Annotated in this window: 17 protein-coding genes; 4 read left to right on the top strand and 13 right to left on the bottom strand. The window is 69.4% G+C overall.

The features are described from left to right. Nucleotides 1-114: 114 nt before the first annotated feature. From JK361_RS30300 to JK361_RS30285, 4 genes are all read right to left on the bottom strand, one after another. On the bottom strand, nt 115-870 hold the full coding sequence (locus JK361_RS30300) for a metallophosphoesterase (protein WP_201824329.1): 756 nt from the start codon (nt 868-870) through the stop codon (nt 115-117). Nucleotides 871-1,294: 424 nt separating this feature from the next. Further along, nucleotides 1,295-2,065, bottom strand: coding sequence for a hypothetical protein (locus JK361_RS30295; RefSeq protein ID WP_201824198.1), 771 nt, complete (start codon nt 2,063-2,065; stop codon nt 1,295-1,297). Nucleotides 2,066-2,619: 554 nt separating this feature from the next. Then, nucleotides 2,620-3,006 carry a hypothetical protein gene (locus tag JK361_RS30290; protein ID WP_201824196.1) on the bottom strand — a complete coding sequence of 129 codons (387 nt, stop codon included), beginning with the start codon at nt 3,004-3,006 and terminating at the stop codon, nt 2,620-2,622. A gap of 358 nt (nt 3,007-3,364) precedes the next feature. Continuing rightward, nucleotides 3,365-4,516: a PP2C family protein-serine/threonine phosphatase gene (locus JK361_RS30285; protein WP_307787354.1), complete on the bottom strand. Its 1,152-nt coding sequence runs from the start codon at nt 4,514-4,516 to the stop codon at nt 3,365-3,367. Between the two features lie 312 nt (nt 4,517-4,828). On the opposite strand from JK361_RS30285, the gene JK361_RS30280 reads away from it, so the two are divergent. Beyond that, nucleotides 4,829-5,467: a hypothetical protein gene (locus JK361_RS30280; RefSeq protein WP_201824327.1), complete on the top strand. Its 639-nt coding sequence runs from the start codon at nt 4,829-4,831 to the stop codon at nt 5,465-5,467. 85 nt (nt 5,468-5,552) lie between these two features. Here JK361_RS30280 and JK361_RS30275 read toward each other — a convergent pair whose 3' ends face one another. From JK361_RS30275 to JK361_RS42700, 5 genes are all read right to left on the bottom strand, one after another. Further along, nucleotides 5,553-5,978 (bottom strand): contact-dependent growth inhibition system immunity protein, encoded by a 426-nt coding sequence (locus tag JK361_RS30275; protein ID WP_201824192.1) that lies wholly within the window; start codon nt 5,976-5,978, stop codon nt 5,553-5,555. Between the two features lie 5 nt (nt 5,979-5,983). Next, nucleotides 5,984-6,142, bottom strand: a complete 159-nt coding sequence (locus JK361_RS30270; protein WP_372448758.1) for a hypothetical protein — start codon at nt 6,140-6,142, stop codon at nt 5,984-5,986. 105 nt (nt 6,143-6,247) lie between these two features. Next, a complete protein-coding gene (locus JK361_RS30265; protein WP_307787353.1) occupies nt 6,248-6,781 on the bottom strand; it encodes a GNAT family N-acetyltransferase in 534 nt (177 codons plus the stop codon). 185 nt (nt 6,782-6,966) lie between these two features. Beyond that, nucleotides 6,967-7,176, bottom strand: a complete 210-nt coding sequence (locus tag JK361_RS42190; protein WP_201824189.1) for an MmyB family transcriptional regulator — start codon at nt 7,174-7,176, stop codon at nt 6,967-6,969. Continuing rightward, nucleotides 7,113-7,517 (bottom strand): MmyB family transcriptional regulator, encoded by a 405-nt coding sequence (locus JK361_RS42700; RefSeq protein WP_372448757.1) that lies wholly within the window; start codon nt 7,515-7,517, stop codon nt 7,113-7,115. The genes JK361_RS42190 and JK361_RS42700 overlap by 64 nt, the downstream gene beginning before the upstream one ends. On the opposite strand from JK361_RS42700, the gene JK361_RS30250 reads away from it, so the two are divergent. After that, nucleotides 7,516-8,430 (top strand): EamA family transporter, encoded by a 915-nt coding sequence (locus JK361_RS30250; RefSeq protein ID WP_201824186.1) that lies wholly within the window; start codon nt 7,516-7,518, stop codon nt 8,428-8,430. The two genes, JK361_RS42700 and JK361_RS30250, sit on opposite strands and share 2 nt — an antisense overlap. 227 nt (nt 8,431-8,657) lie before the next feature. On the opposite strand, the gene xdhC is transcribed toward JK361_RS30250, so the two are convergent. The 4 genes from xdhC to JK361_RS30230 form a co-directional block, all read right to left on the bottom strand. Continuing rightward, entirely contained in the window at nt 8,658-9,524 is an 867-nt protein-coding gene (xdhC, locus tag JK361_RS30245; RefSeq protein ID WP_201824184.1) for a xanthine dehydrogenase accessory protein XdhC, read from the bottom strand. Continuing rightward, a complete protein-coding gene (gene xdhB, locus JK361_RS30240) occupies nt 9,517-11,922 on the bottom strand; it encodes a xanthine dehydrogenase molybdopterin binding subunit (protein WP_201824177.1) in 2,406 nt (801 codons plus the stop codon). Before xdhB ends, xdhC begins: the two co-directional genes overlap by 8 nt. Then, nucleotides 11,919-13,382: a xanthine dehydrogenase small subunit gene (locus tag JK361_RS30235; RefSeq protein WP_201824175.1), complete on the bottom strand. Its 1,464-nt coding sequence runs from the start codon at nt 13,380-13,382 to the stop codon at nt 11,919-11,921. Before JK361_RS30235 ends, xdhB begins: the two co-directional genes overlap by 4 nt. Before the next feature lie 601 nt (nt 13,383-13,983). After that, nucleotides 13,984-14,463 carry a hypothetical protein gene (locus tag JK361_RS30230; RefSeq protein WP_201824173.1) on the bottom strand — a complete coding sequence of 160 codons (480 nt, stop codon included), beginning with the start codon at nt 14,461-14,463 and terminating at the stop codon, nt 13,984-13,986. A gap of 595 nt (nt 14,464-15,058) precedes the next feature. Between JK361_RS30230 and JK361_RS30225 the strand changes: the two genes are divergently transcribed. Together JK361_RS30225 and JK361_RS30220 are read left to right on the top strand one after the other, a co-directional pair. Continuing rightward, nucleotides 15,059-15,757: a M23 family metallopeptidase gene (locus tag JK361_RS30225; RefSeq protein WP_201824171.1), complete on the top strand. Its 699-nt coding sequence runs from the start codon at nt 15,059-15,061 to the stop codon at nt 15,755-15,757. 170 nt (nt 15,758-15,927) lie between these two features. Continuing rightward, entirely contained in the window at nt 15,928-16,356 is a 429-nt protein-coding gene (locus JK361_RS30220) for a DUF3592 domain-containing protein (protein ID WP_201824169.1), read from the top strand. Nucleotide 16,357: the final 1 nt, after the last annotated feature.

The raw sequence follows: 16,357 nt of genomic DNA, 5'->3' as shown, positions 1-16,357 counted from the left end.
TCGACGCGGCGTTGCCGGCGTGCCGTCGTGCAGCGACGCCACCAGCGCCTTCACCTGCCTAGAGCACGCCTCATGTCTCAGCAGCGGGCTCCGGGACGGGGCGTTGCGGCTCCCTTACACACGGACCTGGCGGAAGTGCGTCGTCAACCGTCCTGCGTCGTCCAGGATGTGGAAGGCGAGAGCGGGCGCATGGTCCAGGTGGACGTGGTCCCGGGGGTGCGCGCCGTGTTCCCAGGGAAGTCGTATCGTGGAGACGACTCCAGGGGCCACCAGCAGCGGGCGCCCGGCGAAGACGGTTGCCGCCGCTGTGTGGGCGTGGCCGCAGAGGAACGCCGCGATGTTGCGGTGGCGGTCGGCGAGGGCCGCCAGCCGCTCGGCACCGAACTGGCGGATACCGTCGACGAACGGAACGTGCAACTGCGCCGGCGGATGGTGGAACCCGATCAGCACCGGCGTTCGATCGGACGTCCGGTCCAGTACGTCTTCGAGCCACGCCAGGGTCTCGTCCGAGAGGAAACCCTCGTCCTTGCCCGGCACCGACGAGTCGCACACCGCGATCACCACGTCAGCGCTCCGGAGCACCTGGTTGACCGGAGCCGTCGCACCCTCCTGCGCCAGGAGATGGGTGCGGAAGGCGTCACGGCTGTCGTGGTTGCCGGGACAGAGCATCACCGGGTGCCGCGAGGAGAAGAGCCGACGGGCCTGCTCGTACTCGGACGGCAGACCGTGATCGGTGATGTCCCCGGTCACGAGGACCGCGTCCAAGTCGTACGGCAGGTCCTCCAGGTAACGCATGACAGCCTGGGTGCGCTCGATGCTGCGCGGTTCACTGTCGATGTGAGTGTCGCTGAGATGGGCTATCACGATCACCGGCGTACCACCTGTCGTTGTCGGACTGTTGTGCATGTGGTCCGAGGCTAGGCGGAGCCCGGACCGTGGGTAAGATCCGGTTCCGTGCGGAAATCCTGGTCCGGTTCGCGCGTCGGCCTCCCGGGCCGGATCGTCCACTGCGACACCGCGGCCAAGCCCCTTGTCCTGGCCCACCCACCGGCTGCCCCCACTTCTCTCCACCTCCGCAGCAGTTGGCGAAGTGCCCGCCGCATTGCCGGCTGGGACGGGAGCCTGAACGGGCACACGCTGACCTGGCGAGAGCTGATGCACGTCGTCGACAGCCCGGGCTCCGCGACGGGAGGGATCGAGAACCCCTCCGCCCGCCTCCTGCTGCTCCTTCCTCCCGACGCCACGGGAAGTGGAGTCCTGGCGAGCCTGGGCATGCCCTGTCACGGGACGACCGTCAGACCAACGGAAAGCTCTTGACGCTTGACAGCAGCGGGACGAGCACGTGGTCTCCGTCGCCGGGGCCGCAGTCAGGCCTGCCGTCGGCGGTGTCGGAGACCTCCGTACCGGTCGTGAACCGGCTGTCGGAGGTCGGCACCAACGTCGTCAGGTGGCTGGTGTCCGACTCCGAGTAGTACACACACTGGTGCAGATTGAGGTAGCGGCCCGCGGTCAGGTCCAGGGACTTGACGCCCGAAAGCGGGCGGTAGGGCACGTGGTTGCCGTTACCGAGGCCGCATGCCACGCCGGTGTCGGGGGAGTTGGAGACGTTCGTCCCCGTCGCGTACCGGCTGTCGCCGCCAGGAGTGACGAAGCCGGCGAAGTGGTCGGTGTTCCGGCTGTAGTAGTAGTCGCACTGGTGGATGTTGAGGTAGCGGCCCGCATGCAGGTCCAGGGCCCTGACGCCGGGCAGCAGCGAGACGGGCACGTGGTTGCCGTTGCCCGGGCCGCATGTCGGTTGCGTGTCCGGGGCGTTGGAGAGCTTCGTGCCGGTGGAGTACCGGCCGTCGCCGCTGGGTGTGAGCACCGTCGTGAAGTGGTCGGCGAGCGGGTCCGCGTAGTAGACGCACTGCTGTAGGTTCAGATAGCCGGAGGCGGCCGTCTCGGTGTCCCCGTCCCGAGTCGGCATCGGGGCCGGCGCGGCCGTGGCTGTGCCCGCCAGCGCACACATGCCCGTCACCACGGCGAGCACCAGCCGCTGGGCGCGGCTGATCGTCCATCGCGTCATCTCGTATGTCATCCGTCCTGTGGGGGCCGACGTTCCGGAAAGTCCCGGCGTCTCCGCCACGACGATCCCAGAGCCGATCCGTGTACCGGTATCCCTCACACCAGCGATTGCGGACCTCCGGCACACAGCGCGTGCCTGAGACGCCGATGGCTGGGATCCGATGCCACATCGGGCTCCGCATCCGGCTCCACGTCCGGCTCTCAGCGGTACGGAAGTCCGCCAGGACCGGATGGGCCGGATCCCTTGGCCGCTCGTCGCCAGTGGCGTACCGACCTCTGGGGGAGATGTCGGTTGGCGGGCAGCCCGCGGGCCGCATCGATCAGGCCGGCCCTCGCACGCCGCGTCGGCACGCGAGGCGCTGCCGGTGCTGAGCTGTGCGAGGGCCGAGACCTCGGGTGATGGCCGTCTCCCGTATTCACTTGTGAGTCAGCTGGTCCGGTTCAGGTGTGGGTCAGCTGTGTCCGGTTCGCTTGTGGGCCAGCCGGTCCGGCCGGGCTGCCTTGTCATGGGGCCCTGGCCAGACCAGTCGTGGGCCGAAACAGGTGACCTATCGCTTATTCGTCGTCTATGTTTCCCTCGTTCCGGACGCGATTGTTGTCCTGGAAATCTATGTCGACGATCTTCTGGCGCTTGACGACGGTGACCTTCTTCGAGATCACGTCACCGTCCTTGATCTTGATGACGGCCGTGGTCTTGGTAATGGTGATCTGAAGCTTGCCGCCGCGCAGGTGCTTGGTATTGGTCTTGGTGGAGGTCTTGATGATGGTCGTGACCTTGTTCTGGTCTGTGTGGTGATTGCCGGCCTCGGCCGCGGCTACGGCCTGTGTGTGCGGGGCCGCCGGTGCGGCGAACGCGCCGGACGGCAGAAGGGCTCCACCTGCGGCCAGAGTGACCGTGGCGGCCAGCATGGCGAAACGCTGCTTTCGAGAAACGCGGCTCATGATTGTCTCCTCTACTGAAACGGTTTTGTGCACCCTGAATTTTCAGGATTTCTGTCACCGGTTCCGGGCTCCAGTGGATTGGATTGCGCCAGGTAGCGTCCCGGATCATTCTTCTGTCCGGCCGGCTGGTGTTTCCGGCCTGCTTCCATTACGCCAAAACGCCGCAGGCGGCTCATGTTCCTGGAATTCGGGACTTGACGGGGCGCGGCGGCCCTGTTAAAAGCCGCCGCATTCCGTAGGGGCAGGCGCACGGGACCGGCAGGCTTCAGGAGTTGTGTGCGCGCAAGGCAGTCCACCGACCGCGGCTCGGCGCGCAGCATCCGCTACCCGGCCGCGAGGCCCGGCGGCATGGTGCCACTCAGTGAGGGACCGATTTGGTGCCATGACCGAGCCCGCCGACGTGCAGGCCCGGCCCGTGCCGATGGGGCCGGTGGGGGATCGGCGTACGGCACAGCGCGATGAGCGCGGCGTCGTCGTCGAGGCGTCCGGAGACGTGGTCGAGCAGATCGCGGCGGATGTGGTGCACCAGCTTCTCGGGGCTGGCGCCGGCCCACTGGGCGACCCGTTCCGGGAGCGCGTAGAAGTCTCCGCCGGTGTTCCGGGCCTCGATGACGCCGTCGGTGTAGAGCAGGAGCGTGTCGCCGGGCTCGAAGGAGAACACGTCGACGGTGTAGTCCGCGGGCGCCTGCCCATGGATACCGAGCGGGGGCGCCGGGTGCACGGGCACGGTGACCGCGCTCCCGGGACGGAGCAGCAGGGGTGGGGGGTGGCCGCAGCTCAGGATCCGCGTGACGTGGCCGTCATCAGGGATCTCCACCAGCATCACGGTGGCGAAGCGCTCGCTCGGGTCTTCCTCGGGCCCCAGCTCGGGCAGGTTGCGGGCCACGCTCTGCTCCAGAGCGGCCGCCAGCGCGGGCAGCGAGGTGTGGTAGTGGGCGGCCTCGCGGAAGGCCCCGATGAGGAGCGCGGCCTCGCCGATGGCGGACAGGCCCTTGCCACGAACGTCGCCGATCATGACCCGCACACCGCTGTCGGTGGGGGTCGCCGCATACAGGTCACCGCCGATCTGCGCCTCGGCCTCCGCGGCCAGGTACAGACAGGCGATCCGCATCGAGCCGATCTGTTCCGGCAGCGGCCACAGCACGACGTGTTGCGCGGCCTCGGCGACGATGCGTACCTGCGCCAGCTGACGCTGGCGGCGCTCGCGCATCACGCAGTAGAACACGGTCAGGGCGGACAGGACGGCCAGGGCGAGGATCTGCACCAGCACATTGCGGGAGAACAGCACGCCGAAATGCCAGCCGATGTAGGCCTGCGCCCCTACGGTCAGGAACCCGATCAGACCCGTCAGCCAGGCACCGGCGAAGGAGGCGGTGATCGCCGGCGCGATGACCAGCAGCGGACCGAGATGGATGTCGGCCGGGACCAGCTGGTCGACCACCGTGATCACCGCGATGAGCGCGAGAGGGATCACCAGCAGCGCGTAGCTCGACTGCCACGGTTGTCGCACGTCGGTAGCGTCTCCCCGGACGTCCACATCTTCCACGGTGCCCCATCCAGGGCACGGTTGACGAGCGCAAGCGCGGCGGATCGAGCTGGTTGCAGGGCGGGAACCGCGGATCCCAGGTCGTGGGCACGTGCACGCCCCCCGGTCGCAGGCATGCGGGCGCGCGAGGCGGGGCGGTCGGCCGTCTCCATGTGTGACCCGCCTGCGGTGCGCCAGGTGGGGGCCGGGCAGGAGCGCGGGTGTCCCCGACTCGCGGGCGCCGAATCCCGTGCTGACCATGGAGGCACAGGACCATCGAACCCTTTGGACGGCACCATGTCTGTGACCCGACTCAAAGGCTCTGAAAGGGCCCGCCGCCGGATCCTCGTGGGAAGCGCTCTCGGCGGCCTTCTGCTCGCCGGCGGGCTTGCGGCCTGTGGCGGTGGAAACGGCCAGAACGCCGCTACCTCGCCCACGGCCGGCACCACCAGTACGCCGAACGCCTCATCCTTCTCCGGTACGCCCCCGTCGGCCCTGGCGTCCTCGGCCGCATCGGCGATCGGCTCGGCCCGGGCTTCCGCGTCCGCCGCGGCGTCGTCCGCCTCGGCGCGTGCCTCCGAGTTCGAAGCCTCTGTGGAAGCCGAGACCCAGCGCAGAAGCGCGGCAGCGGAGAAGGAGCTGCAGAACGTCAAAGGGCGGGGCAATGCCCTTTCCGAGGTCGCCATGACGGGGATACCGAGGGCGCAGAGCGGCGGAGTACTCGCTGTCCTGGTCACCATAACCAACAAGACCGGCAGTGATGCCTCCTACGCCGTGCAGGTCGACTTCAAGAACTCCGACGGCAAGGTGGTCGAGACGCGGTACGTCGGCGCGGAGAACCTGAAGCCGGGGAAGAAGGAACAGCCCATTGCGTTCAGCCACGAGCCGCCGGAGCCGAGACTGACACCGGTTCTCGCCAAAGCGCAGCGTTACTGAGGGCCGCGTGAGGCCGGTTCTCGCCAGAGCGCAGTGTTACTGAGGGCCACGACTTTGCTGTCCGCAGGCGGGCGAGGCGCTGGCGTCAGTGAGGTGGTGCGTGCCGTGCGGCGAAGCCGGCGATCTGCTCGGTGGCGCCGCGGGGCAGGACGGCGACCGCCGCCTCCGGCAGTGTCGTGAGCACGGTCCGCAGCCGGGCGGCGAGGTCCGGCAGCAGGGCCCAGGCGGAGGCGGGCGCATCGACGGCGGCGAGCAGCAGGTCGCCTTCGTAGAAGTACGCGTCGAGCAGGGGCTCCTCGAGCAGCAGACGCACCGCGAGGGGCAGGACGTACGGCAGCGCCACCCGCTGCGAGACGAGGGTGCGCAGATCCGCCGGACCGAGTTCGCCCAGCGGGACCCGCCGCAACGCGTGCACTCTGCGGACCAGATGGGTCGCGTCGGCGCCCGGAGGCGTCCAGCGGGGCGGGTCCAGTTCGTCGAGGGTGCGGTCGAGGTGCAGCAGACGGTCCATGGGGTTCATTCTGGGCCGACGATCCGCACGGCGTCCTCGGTCAGCCCCTGCGCACCCAGCAGGCCCAGCACCGCGGCGCGGCTGCGGGGCTCGGCGGAGATGAGCGGGATGCCGAGCCCGCAGCCCATCGACATGCCGCGGTAGCCCACTGGGCCGGCGCCCACCTGCTCCTGGGCGGCACTTGCGTCTGGCCGAACGTCTCTTGAGAGGGACTGGGCCGACGTCAGGAGAGGGTGGGCCGGCGGCCGGGGCGCCGGCCCACCGAGCCGCTACTCCAGTCGGTCCGACCGTGTGATTCCGAAGCGGGCTACGCCCTCGGCTTCGTCGGCGGGCGTGGTGTCGCGCCGCTCGAAGCCGGCCTTCTCCAGGACGCGGACGGAGGCCGGGTTCGTCAGCTCCACCCCGGCGACCACGCTGTGGACGCCCTCCGCGGCGAGGGCGAACGCGGCGAGTTCCCGGGTGGCCTCGGTGGCGTAGCCCCGGCCGCGCCGGGAGGCGACGACGCCGTAGCCGATCTGCAGGACTCCCTCGGCGGGTGGCCAGAACAGGCCGATCGAACCCACGACGAGGCCACTGTCCCGCTCGATGATCAGCCGGTGGCCGTAGGCGTCGAGCCAGACGGGGTGGTCGTGGAAGAGGCCCGCGATGACGCGGTCGCCCTCGGCGGGGAAGTCCTCGGCCCAGTCGGCCGGCCGCCGGCCGTCGTCGGCGAGGACGGCGTCGGCATCGGCCGTGGTCCAACTGCGCAGCACGAGCCGCTCGGTGGTCAGCTCGGTGAGATCTTGCGAAGGGGTGGATTGCACGGATGTCTCCTGGTCGTGATGACGACCGGACCGCCTCGCGTCAGCGCGCGGACCGGAAAGGGGCATGCTGGGAAGGGCCGTTGACGGCCATATTCATCAACCCCCCAGGTCCGCATCCGTGTTCGCGCGCTCCCCGCGCCGAGGTGACAGTAACAGAAGCCCGTCCACTTCGAGATCATGCGAGGCTACACAGGGGGTTGCGGCGCACTTTCGCGCGCGGTGTCGGCATGCTCCAGCAAGACCATCGCGTAGTGGTCGGTACTGCCCGGCTCGGCCTGGTAGACGATCAGCCGGTGGCCGTCGGTGCGGGCGACCTCGTACGCCTCGTAGCTCAAGACCATGGGCCCGGTGGCGGGGTGGGTGAAGTGCTTGCGCCCGTTGGTGCGGTCGCGCACCTCTTACCGCTGCCACAGGTCGGCGAACTCCTCACTACGAGTTCGCCGGCCACCCCGGTGACATCGGGCGCGTCCGGGTACCGCCCGGCGGCCGCGCGCAGATGGGCGACCGTGGCCGCGGCGACGTCCTCCCAGTTGCCGTACAGGCTGCGCGCCGCGGGGTGGAGGAAGGTGTACGGGCGTTGTTGCGGCGCGGTTCCGGCCACTCCTCGATACCGGGGAGGAGACGCCGGCCGCGCGCGTTGGCGGCCAGGAGGTCGTTGGCCGGCAAGAGTTAGGCACCCCGGAAATTCAGGTGAGTTGCGGCGCCCGATCGTCGATACTCCCCGGGTGGCCACCATGAACGTCGACAGGACCGAACCCGGGCCGTCCTTCCGGTCCTTCCTGGGTGCGCCGGCCGCACGGACCTTCGGCGCGATCCCGCCACCGGCCTTGGTACTGCTCGGCATCGTCAGCGTCCAGGTGGGCTCGGCCCTGGCCAAGCACCTGTTCAGCGAAGTCGGCAGCTTCGGGACGGTCGCATTGCGACTGCTGTTCGCGGCTGCGGTGCTGATGCTGTGGTGGCGGCCGTCGCTGCGGATGAACCGTCGCGCGTGGACAGTGGTACTCGGTTACGGCGTGGTCCTCGGCTCGATGAACCTGTGCTTCTACCTGGCGCTGGCCCGGATTCCGCTGGGGATCGCGGTGACCATCGAATTCCTCGGGCCACTGGCGGTGGCGCTGGCCGGGTCGAGGCGATGGCTGGACGCCTTCTGGGCCCTGCTCGCGGCGGGCGGTGTGGTCCTGCTGATGGAGGGACGCGGCGACCTCGACCTCGCCGGGCTCCTGTTCGCCCTGGCCGCAGGAACCTGCTGGGGCCTGTACATCCTGGTCGGCGCGGCGCTGGGCCGCCACACCAGCGAAGGCCACGGTCTGGCCCTGGGAATGGCCGTCGCGGCACTGGTCGCCGTGCCGTTCGGCGTGGCCGACAGCAAAACGGCGCTCCTGCAGCCGTGGGTCCTGATGGCGGGGCTGGGCGTCTCACTGTTGTCGTCGGTGATCCCGTACTCGCTGGATCTGGAAGCACTGCGCAGGATCCCACCGCGCGTCTTCGGCATCCTGATGAGCCTCGAACCAGCGATGGCGGCCCTCATCGGCCTCGTCGTGCTCCAGGAGTCGCTGCGCCTGCCGCAGTGGATCGCGGTGGCGTGCGTGGTGGCCGCGTCGGCGGGTGCCGCACGCGGAGCCCGCCCGGACATCGACCAGGCCGCCTGACCAGACGAACAAGACCGCCGCTGCCGCACGGACCGTATCGACCGCACCCCCGTGGTGGCGGCCGTTCATCGTGGCTCTTCAGGCTCGCCCGCGGCCTCGGGCCGGATGCCGGGGACCCCGCATCCGACCGGTGATGCCGATGCATTGCGCCGGACGACCGGGCCTGGACGTCCCGGCCTGGACCGCCCGAACCCGGACCGCCCGAACCCGGGCCGCGCCATCTCCCGTTACCGGCTGCTCCGTTCGAGGGCCCCGGGAACGGTGTTCGGCACTGCCCAGTGCCGGTCCTGTTCGAAGGTCCGGAGCAGGTCCGCCGCGACGCTCACCGCGATCGTGGCGGGTTCCTTGCCGGTGATCTCGGGTATTCCGATGGGGGTCTTGATCCGGTCGATGGTGGCGGCGTCGTGGCCGCCCTCGTCGGCCAGGCGCTTTTTGAACCGTGCCCACTTGGCGGCCGAGCCGATCAACCCGATCGAGCCGAGATCGGTGGTACGCAGGGCGGCGTCGCACAGCGCCGCGTCCTCGGCGTGATCGTGCGTCATGATCAGGACGTGGGTGCCGGGCGGCAGTTCCGCGAGCACCTCCTCCGGAAGGAGCGGTACGTGGTGCACGTGGACCTGCGCCACCGCATCCGCGAGCACGCCCAGCCGTTCGTCGGTGAGCATGTCGGGGCGGGTGTCGATCAGGTGCAGATCCAGACTGTGGCGGGCCAGGATGCGGGCCAGCTCCATTCCGACGTGACCGATGCCGAAGATCGCCACCGCCTGCACCACCGGCAGCGGTTCGAGCAGTACGGAGACGGCTCCGCCGCAGCACTGCACGCCGTGCCGGCTGGTGACCTTGTCGTTGAGGGCGAACTCCATCAGCTCCGGCTCCGGATCGGGCGTGGCGATCAGCTCGCGGGCCCGGTCGATCGCGACGGCCTCGATGTTGCCGCCGCCGATCGAACCCCAGGTCTCGGTCGGTCCCACGACGAGTTTGGCACCGGCGCGGCGTGGCGCGTGGCCGCGCACGGTCGCGACGGTCACGAGCACGCCGGGTTCCCGGCGAGCCCGCAACCGCGCGACCGCGGCCACCCATGTCGTGTCAGGCATTGCTCAGAGCGTTTGCGCCGGTGCGGATCCCGCCGTCGTCGCGAGTGTCCCCGAGACGCTCCACGTCGCCCCTGCGGACCGCGTCGATCGCCCAGTACACCGCCTCCGGTGTCGCGGGACAGCCGAGGTCCACGCTGGCTCCCGCGGGCCCGAACGCCGCGGCGGCCTGCCGCAGCGCCTCGCGCACCGAGAACGCCAGCATCAGCGGAGGCTCACCCACCGCCTTGGACCCGAAGACCGCGCCCTCCTCGGTCGCGTTCTCCAGCAGCCTGACGTTGAACTTCTCGGGCATCTCCGAGAAGCTCGGCAGCTTGTACGTGCTCGCGGCCTGGGTCAGGAGCCGGCCGCGGTGGGGCCCGTCACTCGTGTCCCAGCGCAGGTCCTCGAGCGTCAGCCAGCCCGCACCCTGCACGAAACCACCCTCGACCTGACCGATGTCGATCATCGGGGACAGGCTGTCGCCGACATCGTGCACGATGTCCACCCGCCGGATGCGGTACGCGCCGGTGAAGCCGTCCACCTCCACCTCGGTCGCGGCGGCGCCATGCGCGAAGTACTTGAACGGCGAGCCCCGGAACGACTTCGCGTCCCAGTGCAGCCCCTCGGTCCGGTAGAAACCGGACGCCGACAACTGGACCCGCTGGAAGTACGCGGTGTGCACCAGGTCGTCCCAGGCCAGCTCCTTGTCGCTGCCCAGGGCGCGGGCGACGCCCTCGACGATGCGCACGTCCGAGGCGTTCGCACCCAGCTGGGAGGCGGCCACCTGGAGCAGCCGCTCGCGCAACTGCTCGCAGGCGTTCTTCACCGCCCCGCCGTTGAGGTCCGCCCCGGAACTGGCGGCGGTGGCAGAGGTGTTGGGCACCTTGTCGGTGCGCGTCGGGGCCAGCCGGACCTTGTGCAGCGGGATACCCAGCGTGGTCGCGGCCACCTGGAGCATCTTGGTGTGCAGGCCCTGGCCCATCTCGGTGCCGCCGTGGTTGATCAGGACCGAACCGTCCTTGTAGATCAGCACCAGCGCGCCGCCCTGGTTGAAGGCGGTGAGGTTGAACGAGATGCCGAACTTGATACCGGTGATCGCGAGCGCCCGCTTGGTGTTCGGATGCGCGGCGTTGAAGGCGGCGATCTCGCGCTTGCGATCGGCGATGCCGGCGTCGTCCTGCACCTGCTGCCAGATGGTGGAGATCCGTTCCGGCTGCGTGACCGGCTGCCCGTACGGTGTCGTGTGGCCCTGGCCCGGCTGATAGAAGTTGCGCTCGCGCAGCTCCATGGGGTCGAGGTCGAGCAGCGGCGCGCAGCGGCCCAGGATGTCCTCGATCACCAGCATGCCCTGCGGTCCGCCGAAGCCGCGGAAGGCGGTGTTGGAGACCGTGTTGGTCTTGGCGATGCGACCGGCGACGCGCGCGTTGGGGATCCAGTAGGTGTTGTCGATGTGGCACAGCGCTCGGGCCAGCACCGGCTCGGAGAGGTCCAGGCTCCAGCCGCCGTCCGCGGTCAGGGTGGCGTCCAGGGCCTGGATGCGGCCGTCCGCGTCGAAACCGATCTTCCACGTGGCGTGGAATCCGTGCCGCTTGCCGGACATGGTCAGGTCCTGGGTCCGGTTGAGCCGGAAGCGGACCGGCCGCCCGGTCAGCTTGGCGCCGAGCGCGGCGACGGCCGCGAAACCGTGCGGCTGCATCTCCTTGCCGCCGAAGCCGCCGCCCATCCGCAGGCACTGCACCGTCACCTCGTGGCTGGCCAGCCCGAGGACGTGCGCGACGATCTCCTGGGTCTCCGACGGGTGCTGGGTGCTGCTCTGGATGAACACCTGCCCGTTCTCGTCGACCTGGGCCAGCGCCGCGTGCGTCTCGAGATAGAAGTGCTCCTGGCCGGAGAACTGGAACTCGCCGGTGAAGACGTGCGCGGAGTCGGCGAAGCCCGCGTCGATGTCGCCGGCCACCATCAGGGGCTGGGCACCGTGGTAGCTGCCCGCCGCGATCGCGTCCTGGAGCGTTACCAGGGACGGGAGTTCGTCGAGTTCCACCTCGACCGCCGCCGCACCGAGCCGGGCCGCCTCCAGGGTCTCACCGAGCACCCAGGCGACCGCGTGGCCGTAGAACATGACCTCGTCGGGGAAGAGCGGTTCGTCGTGCTTCATTCCGGCGTCGTTGACGCCGGGCACGTCGGCGCCGGTCAGGACGCGGACCACACCGGGCACGGCGAGCGCGGGCTCGGTGCGCAGCGCGGTGATCCTGCCGCGGGCCTTCATGACCTGGACCGGGTAGGCGTGCAGGACGTCCTTGGTGCGGTAGATCAGGTCGTCGGTGTAGAGCGCGGTTCCGGTGACGTGCAGGTTGGCGCTCTCGTGCGGCATCGAAACGCCGACGACGGGCTTTTCGGGGCGCTCGGACAAATGGCTCATGACGACACCGCCTCGGTGGTTTGCGCGTACAGCTTCAGCAGGCTCTGGCCGAGCATCGCGGCGCGGTACTCGGCGCTGGCGCGGTGATCGTTCATCGGCGTGCCCTGGGCCTGAAGTACCTGGGCCGCGGCCTCGACGGTCTCCGGCGACCACGGCTCGCCCTCCAGGGCCGCCTCGGTGGCGAGGGCACGGATCGGGGTGGCGGCAACGCCGCCCAGACCGATGCGTGCCTTGCGGACGATCCCGTCCTCGATGTCGAGGGCGAAAGCGACCGCCACGCTGGAGATGTCGTCGAAGCGCCGCTTGGCGATCTTGTGGAAGGCCGTGACCGGCGACAGCGGGAGCGGGATGCGCACCGCGCGGATCAGCTCGCCGGGACGGCGCACGCTCTGCCGGTAGCCGGTGAAGTAGTCCGCCAGCGGGACCTCGCGCTCGCCGTCGGCGTCGGCGAGCACCACCGACGCCTCCAGCGCGAGAAGCACCGGCGGGCTGTCACCGATGGGGGAGCCGGTACCCAGGTTGCCGCCGAAGGTCGCGCTGTTGCGGATGAGCCGCGACGCGAACTGCGGGAACAGCTGTGCCAGCAGCGGGACGCTGCCGTCGAGGCGGCGCTCGATCTCGGTGAGGGTCTGGGCCGCTCCGATCTCGATGTGGTCGGACTCGACACGCAGGGACCGCAGTTCGGGCAGCCGGTCGATGGCGACCACGCAAGACGCCCTGCGGGAACGGATGTTCACCTCCACACCCCAGTCGGTACTGCCGGCGACAACCACGGCGTCGGGTCGCTCGCGCAGCAGCCGCACCGTCTCGGCCAGGCTGCCCGGCCGCAGGAACACGCTCTCGTCCTGGGTGTATTCGGTGGCCACCGGGGCGGGCGGGTCCTGCTCGCGGCGCTGCGCCAGAGGGTCGTCTTCCGTGGGCGCGCCGACGGCGAACGCGGCGTCGCGAATCGGACGGTAGCCGGTGCAGCGGCACAGGTTTCCGCTCAGCGAGTGCAGATCGAAACCGTTCGGACCGTGCTCGGGGTCGGTGCTGTCGGCCGACTCCGCGTGTGCGCAGCGGTCGGGCCGGTAGTACTCCGCGGCCATGCTGCACACGAATCCCGGTGTGCAGTAACCGCATTGGGAGCCGCCGCGGACGGCCATCTCCTCCTGCACCGGGTGCAGCGTGGGCTGCGTACCGGGTTCGCCGGCGGTGGCGAGACCCTCGGAGGTGACGATCTCCTGACCGTCGAGCGCCGCGACCGGGACCAGGCAGGCGTTGACCGCGACCCAGTCGGTGGGCTTGTTCACCCCGGGACGGGCCACCAGGACCGAACAGGCGCCGCATTCGCCCTCGGCGCAGCCCTCCTTGGTGCCCGTGAGGCCACGCTCACGCAGAAAGTCCAGCACCGTGGTGTGGGGAGCAGCCGGTGAAATCGGCGTTTCTTTCCCGTTGACCGTGATCCGCGCCGCTACCATGGCACATCCTCATTTCGGAGCGCGGTCGATGTGATTGTCCTAGTCGCCATTTGGGGAGCTTTCTATTTCGGTGGCGCAGCTCGAGAACCCGGAGCGTAGATCTGCACGCAAGGACGTGCCGCAGCCGGTGAGAGAGACAAGAAGATGCCGGGGCCGAAAAAGGGCACGCCGGAGGAGGGGCTGTTTCAGCAGCCGTGTGCTACACGACCCGGAGCCCAGGCGATCTGGTGAGCGAGGCGAGACAGCTCGGAGATGATCGACATCCGACCTCGCCTCCTTCCAGCAGCTCCACGAGTCGGTGCGTTGAAGCTACGTTGCCGCAGGTCCATCGGTCAAGCGGGTGTGCGGAGACCAGTTGCATCTGTCCGAATGCCGGACCGTGGACCGACGGCGGTGCGGTGCCGCGGACTTGGCGGGTACCGGATCCCGCGTGCGGCGGGCCGGGGGCCTGGTCGCGACGGCAGGATCCGCGGGGTGCCGGTCGGCCTGGTCGGGGCGGGGTGCGCGTCCGGGAGCGGTCGTGCGGACCCGAGACGGTCGTAGCCCGCCGGCGACGTCAGGCCGTGGCCCGCATGGAGATCAGCGGCCACGGCCGGGGAAGCTAATCGCCTGATCTGCCCCAAAAAGCGATGGATGTGATCGAGCCATCGGTGCCCCTCAGCGGGCTGCACCACGCTGACCAGCGAGGCATCCCCCACAGCTCCTCCGAGCCCGGCTGCCCCGCGGCGTAGCGATCCTGGGCGCGTTCGAAATCCGCCGGGGTCGGCTGCGAGGTTCCGAAGATCTCGATGCATTCCTCTTCCGGCAGGGGCCGCACGGTGTGGGAATCGTCGTAATCCTCGGCGTCGATCACCCGCCACACGTCGATGATCGTGTGTGTCCCTTCGCCCCCCAGGGCCTCGTCTTCCCATAGATCATCGAGGTCGCCGACGGAGGTGAACGACTGCCCCGCGGGCCGGAGGTCGTCCCAGCGTGTGTCATGGACGAAGAGTCTTTCGAACTCGCGCTGCCGAACGGCGGCCAAGGAAGCCGCGACATCTCCGGCGTAAGGCTCGATGTACCGCCATGACGACGCACCCATCCCGGCTCCCTGCCCTTCCCCGGCACCCGACCGTCGGCAGGACCCTACCTTCGGCTTCGGCACGGTCGGCATTTGAGTCCGCACATCGAACGCCTGAGCCATGGACACGGGCCGGATGCCAGAAGCTATCCGACTGCCCGGTGAAAATCGGGGGTTCCCCAGGATTTCGGGGGCGTCTCAGGTTTCGGCCGGATTCTTTCCGCCCTCCCCGGACATGGGCGAACGGAATGGATGCCGCGTTTTCTGCCCCGTGAAACGGATTACTACCGCACGAATACACGCTGTAATCATGGCGGACTTGCGGCAGGTCGTTCTCGCACGTCATGGCCGACCGGTGCGGCCGCAAGTCCGGTGGCAGGCCCCCTCGGAGAGCACTAAAATAAGAATCGATTCCTCGGTATCCATCCTTTCTCGGGAGGGGCGGTCTACGAGGACTGGCCGGCACGCGACTGCCGCACGGCACCTTCGCGACGGCCCGAATCGTCATCGTCCACCGGCTGCATGGAACCGTCTGCTGCCATCGGCCCGATCCGGGTGAACGCGTCCCGATCCGTGGTCCTGACGCCATGGGACTGACGAGAGGAAGCGAGCCGCCATGGTCGCCCTGTCCAACGTTCGGTTCGGCAAGACCAACGCAGACATACGAACCGTACAAAAAGCACTGATCGCCCGAGGGCACAGGATTCCCGACGGCGCCACCGGCCACTTCGGCGAACAGACCAAGGCCGCCTACCGGGCCGAGCAACGCGCCCAGGGCTTCACCGGAGCCGCCGCCGACGGCATACCCGGCTGCGCCTCGCTCACCGCCCTCGGCCGCCACGCCGGCTTCAGCGTCGACTGCACCGTCGCCGCGCCCTCCAACGGCGGCGGCCGTGGCCGCACCCCGGGCAAGCGGCGCGTGCCGTCGCCCGTGCCGGGGCACCGGGTGACGTTCGGCTTCTTCGCCCGCGGCCCGTACGCCTGGAAACCGGACGGGGTCGGCCGGCACACCGGCCAGGATTTCGCCGCCGACTCCGGCACGCCGGTGGTCGCCGTACGCGACGGCAGGATCGCCTGGTCGAACGGCTCGGGCGGAGCCTACGGGCAGTGGATCGGCCTGCACGCGGACAACGGCCACGTCTACACCTACTGCCACCTCTCGCAACGCCAGGTGAGGTCCGGTCAGAAGGTGGCCGCGGGGCAGCAACTCGGCAAGGTCGGCACCACGGGCAACGTCACGGGTCCCCACCTGCATTTCGAGATGTCCAAGGGCCCCAGCTGGGCCTACGGCAACGTGGCGAGGCCCAACTGGTGACGTGTCGCACGAGGAATGGGGGCGGGAGTTCCCAGGCGTGGGCGAGTTCACCCTTTCGAGCGGCAGCCGCACGCAGCCGCACCTCCGACGGTGGCCTTGCGGCCCCGCCGGAAGTGCCACTGCTGCTCGAACACGCAACCGAAGTGCCCGGCACACGCGTCGCATGGCATATGGAACGTGAATGGCTCTTCTCCCTCATCCCCCTGGCGATCGGCGTGGTCTTCCTCGGTTTCGGCGTGTACGGTCTCCGCCGCGCCAGTGTGCTCCGCCGCACCGGTGTCGATGCCACGGCCCGGATCGTCCGCCACGAGGCCAGGCGCGACGACGACGGGGGCTACACGTTCCACCACCCGGTCGCGGCCTGGACGACCCTGGACGGAACGGCGTGCGAGTACTCGTCCAGGTTCGGCCGCACCGCGATCGGCAACGGCTTCCGCGTCGGAGCACACGTCACGGTCCGATACGACCCGAAAGCCCCACAGCGGTTCGAGATCAAGGGCTGGGACAAGGGTTCGGTCGACCTGGTGTTCACCGTGCTGGGATCGATATTCACCGTAGGCACGGTGACGGTGTTGCTGGTCAGACTCCTCACCCTCTGAT

Origin of the sequence: Streptomyces musisoli, from assembly GCF_016741855.1 — a bacterium.
Taxonomy (GTDB): Bacteria; Actinomycetota; Actinomycetes; order Streptomycetales; family Streptomycetaceae; genus Streptomyces; species Streptomyces musisoli.
This window is presented reverse-complemented; position numbering and strand designations above follow the sequence as displayed.

What these genes read in the sequence shown, in the direction of transcription:
- JK361_RS30295 (WP_201824198.1), bottom strand. Translation starts at nt 2,065, where the DNA reads ATGACGCGATGGACGATCAGCCGCGCCCAGCGGCTGGTGCTCGCCGTG.
- JK361_RS30290 (WP_201824196.1), bottom strand. Translation starts at nt 3,006, where the DNA reads ATGAGCCGCGTTTCTCGAAAGCAGCGTTTCGCCATGCTGGCCGCCACG.
- JK361_RS30280 (WP_201824327.1), top strand. Translation starts at nt 4,829, where the DNA reads ATGTCTGTGACCCGACTCAAAGGCTCTGAAAGGGCCCGCCGCCGGATC.
- JK361_RS30275 (WP_201824192.1), bottom strand. Translation starts at nt 5,978, where the DNA reads ATGGACCGTCTGCTGCACCTCGACCGCACCCTCGACGAACTGGACCCG.
- JK361_RS30250 (WP_201824186.1), top strand. Translation starts at nt 7,516, where the DNA reads ATGAACGTCGACAGGACCGAACCCGGGCCGTCCTTCCGGTCCTTCCTG.
- JK361_RS42700 (WP_372448757.1), bottom strand. Translation starts at nt 7,517, where the DNA reads ATGGTGGCCACCCGGGGAGTATCGACGATCGGGCGCCGCAACTCACCT.
- xdhC (WP_201824184.1), bottom strand. Translation starts at nt 9,524, where the DNA reads ATGCCTGACACGACATGGGTGGCCGCGGTCGCGCGGTTGCGGGCTCGC.
- xdhB (WP_201824177.1), bottom strand. Translation starts at nt 11,922, where the DNA reads ATGAGCCATTTGTCCGAGCGCCCCGAAAAGCCCGTCGTCGGCGTTTCG.
- JK361_RS30235 (WP_201824175.1), bottom strand. Translation starts at nt 13,382, where the DNA reads ATGGTAGCGGCGCGGATCACGGTCAACGGGAAAGAAACGCCGATTTCA.
- JK361_RS30230 (WP_201824173.1), bottom strand. Translation starts at nt 14,463, where the DNA reads ATGGGTGCGTCGTCATGGCGGTACATCGAGCCTTACGCCGGAGATGTC.
- JK361_RS30225 (WP_201824171.1), top strand. Translation starts at nt 15,059, where the DNA reads ATGGTCGCCCTGTCCAACGTTCGGTTCGGCAAGACCAACGCAGACATA.
- JK361_RS30220 (WP_201824169.1), top strand. Translation starts at nt 15,928, where the DNA reads ATGGAACGTGAATGGCTCTTCTCCCTCATCCCCCTGGCGATCGGCGTG.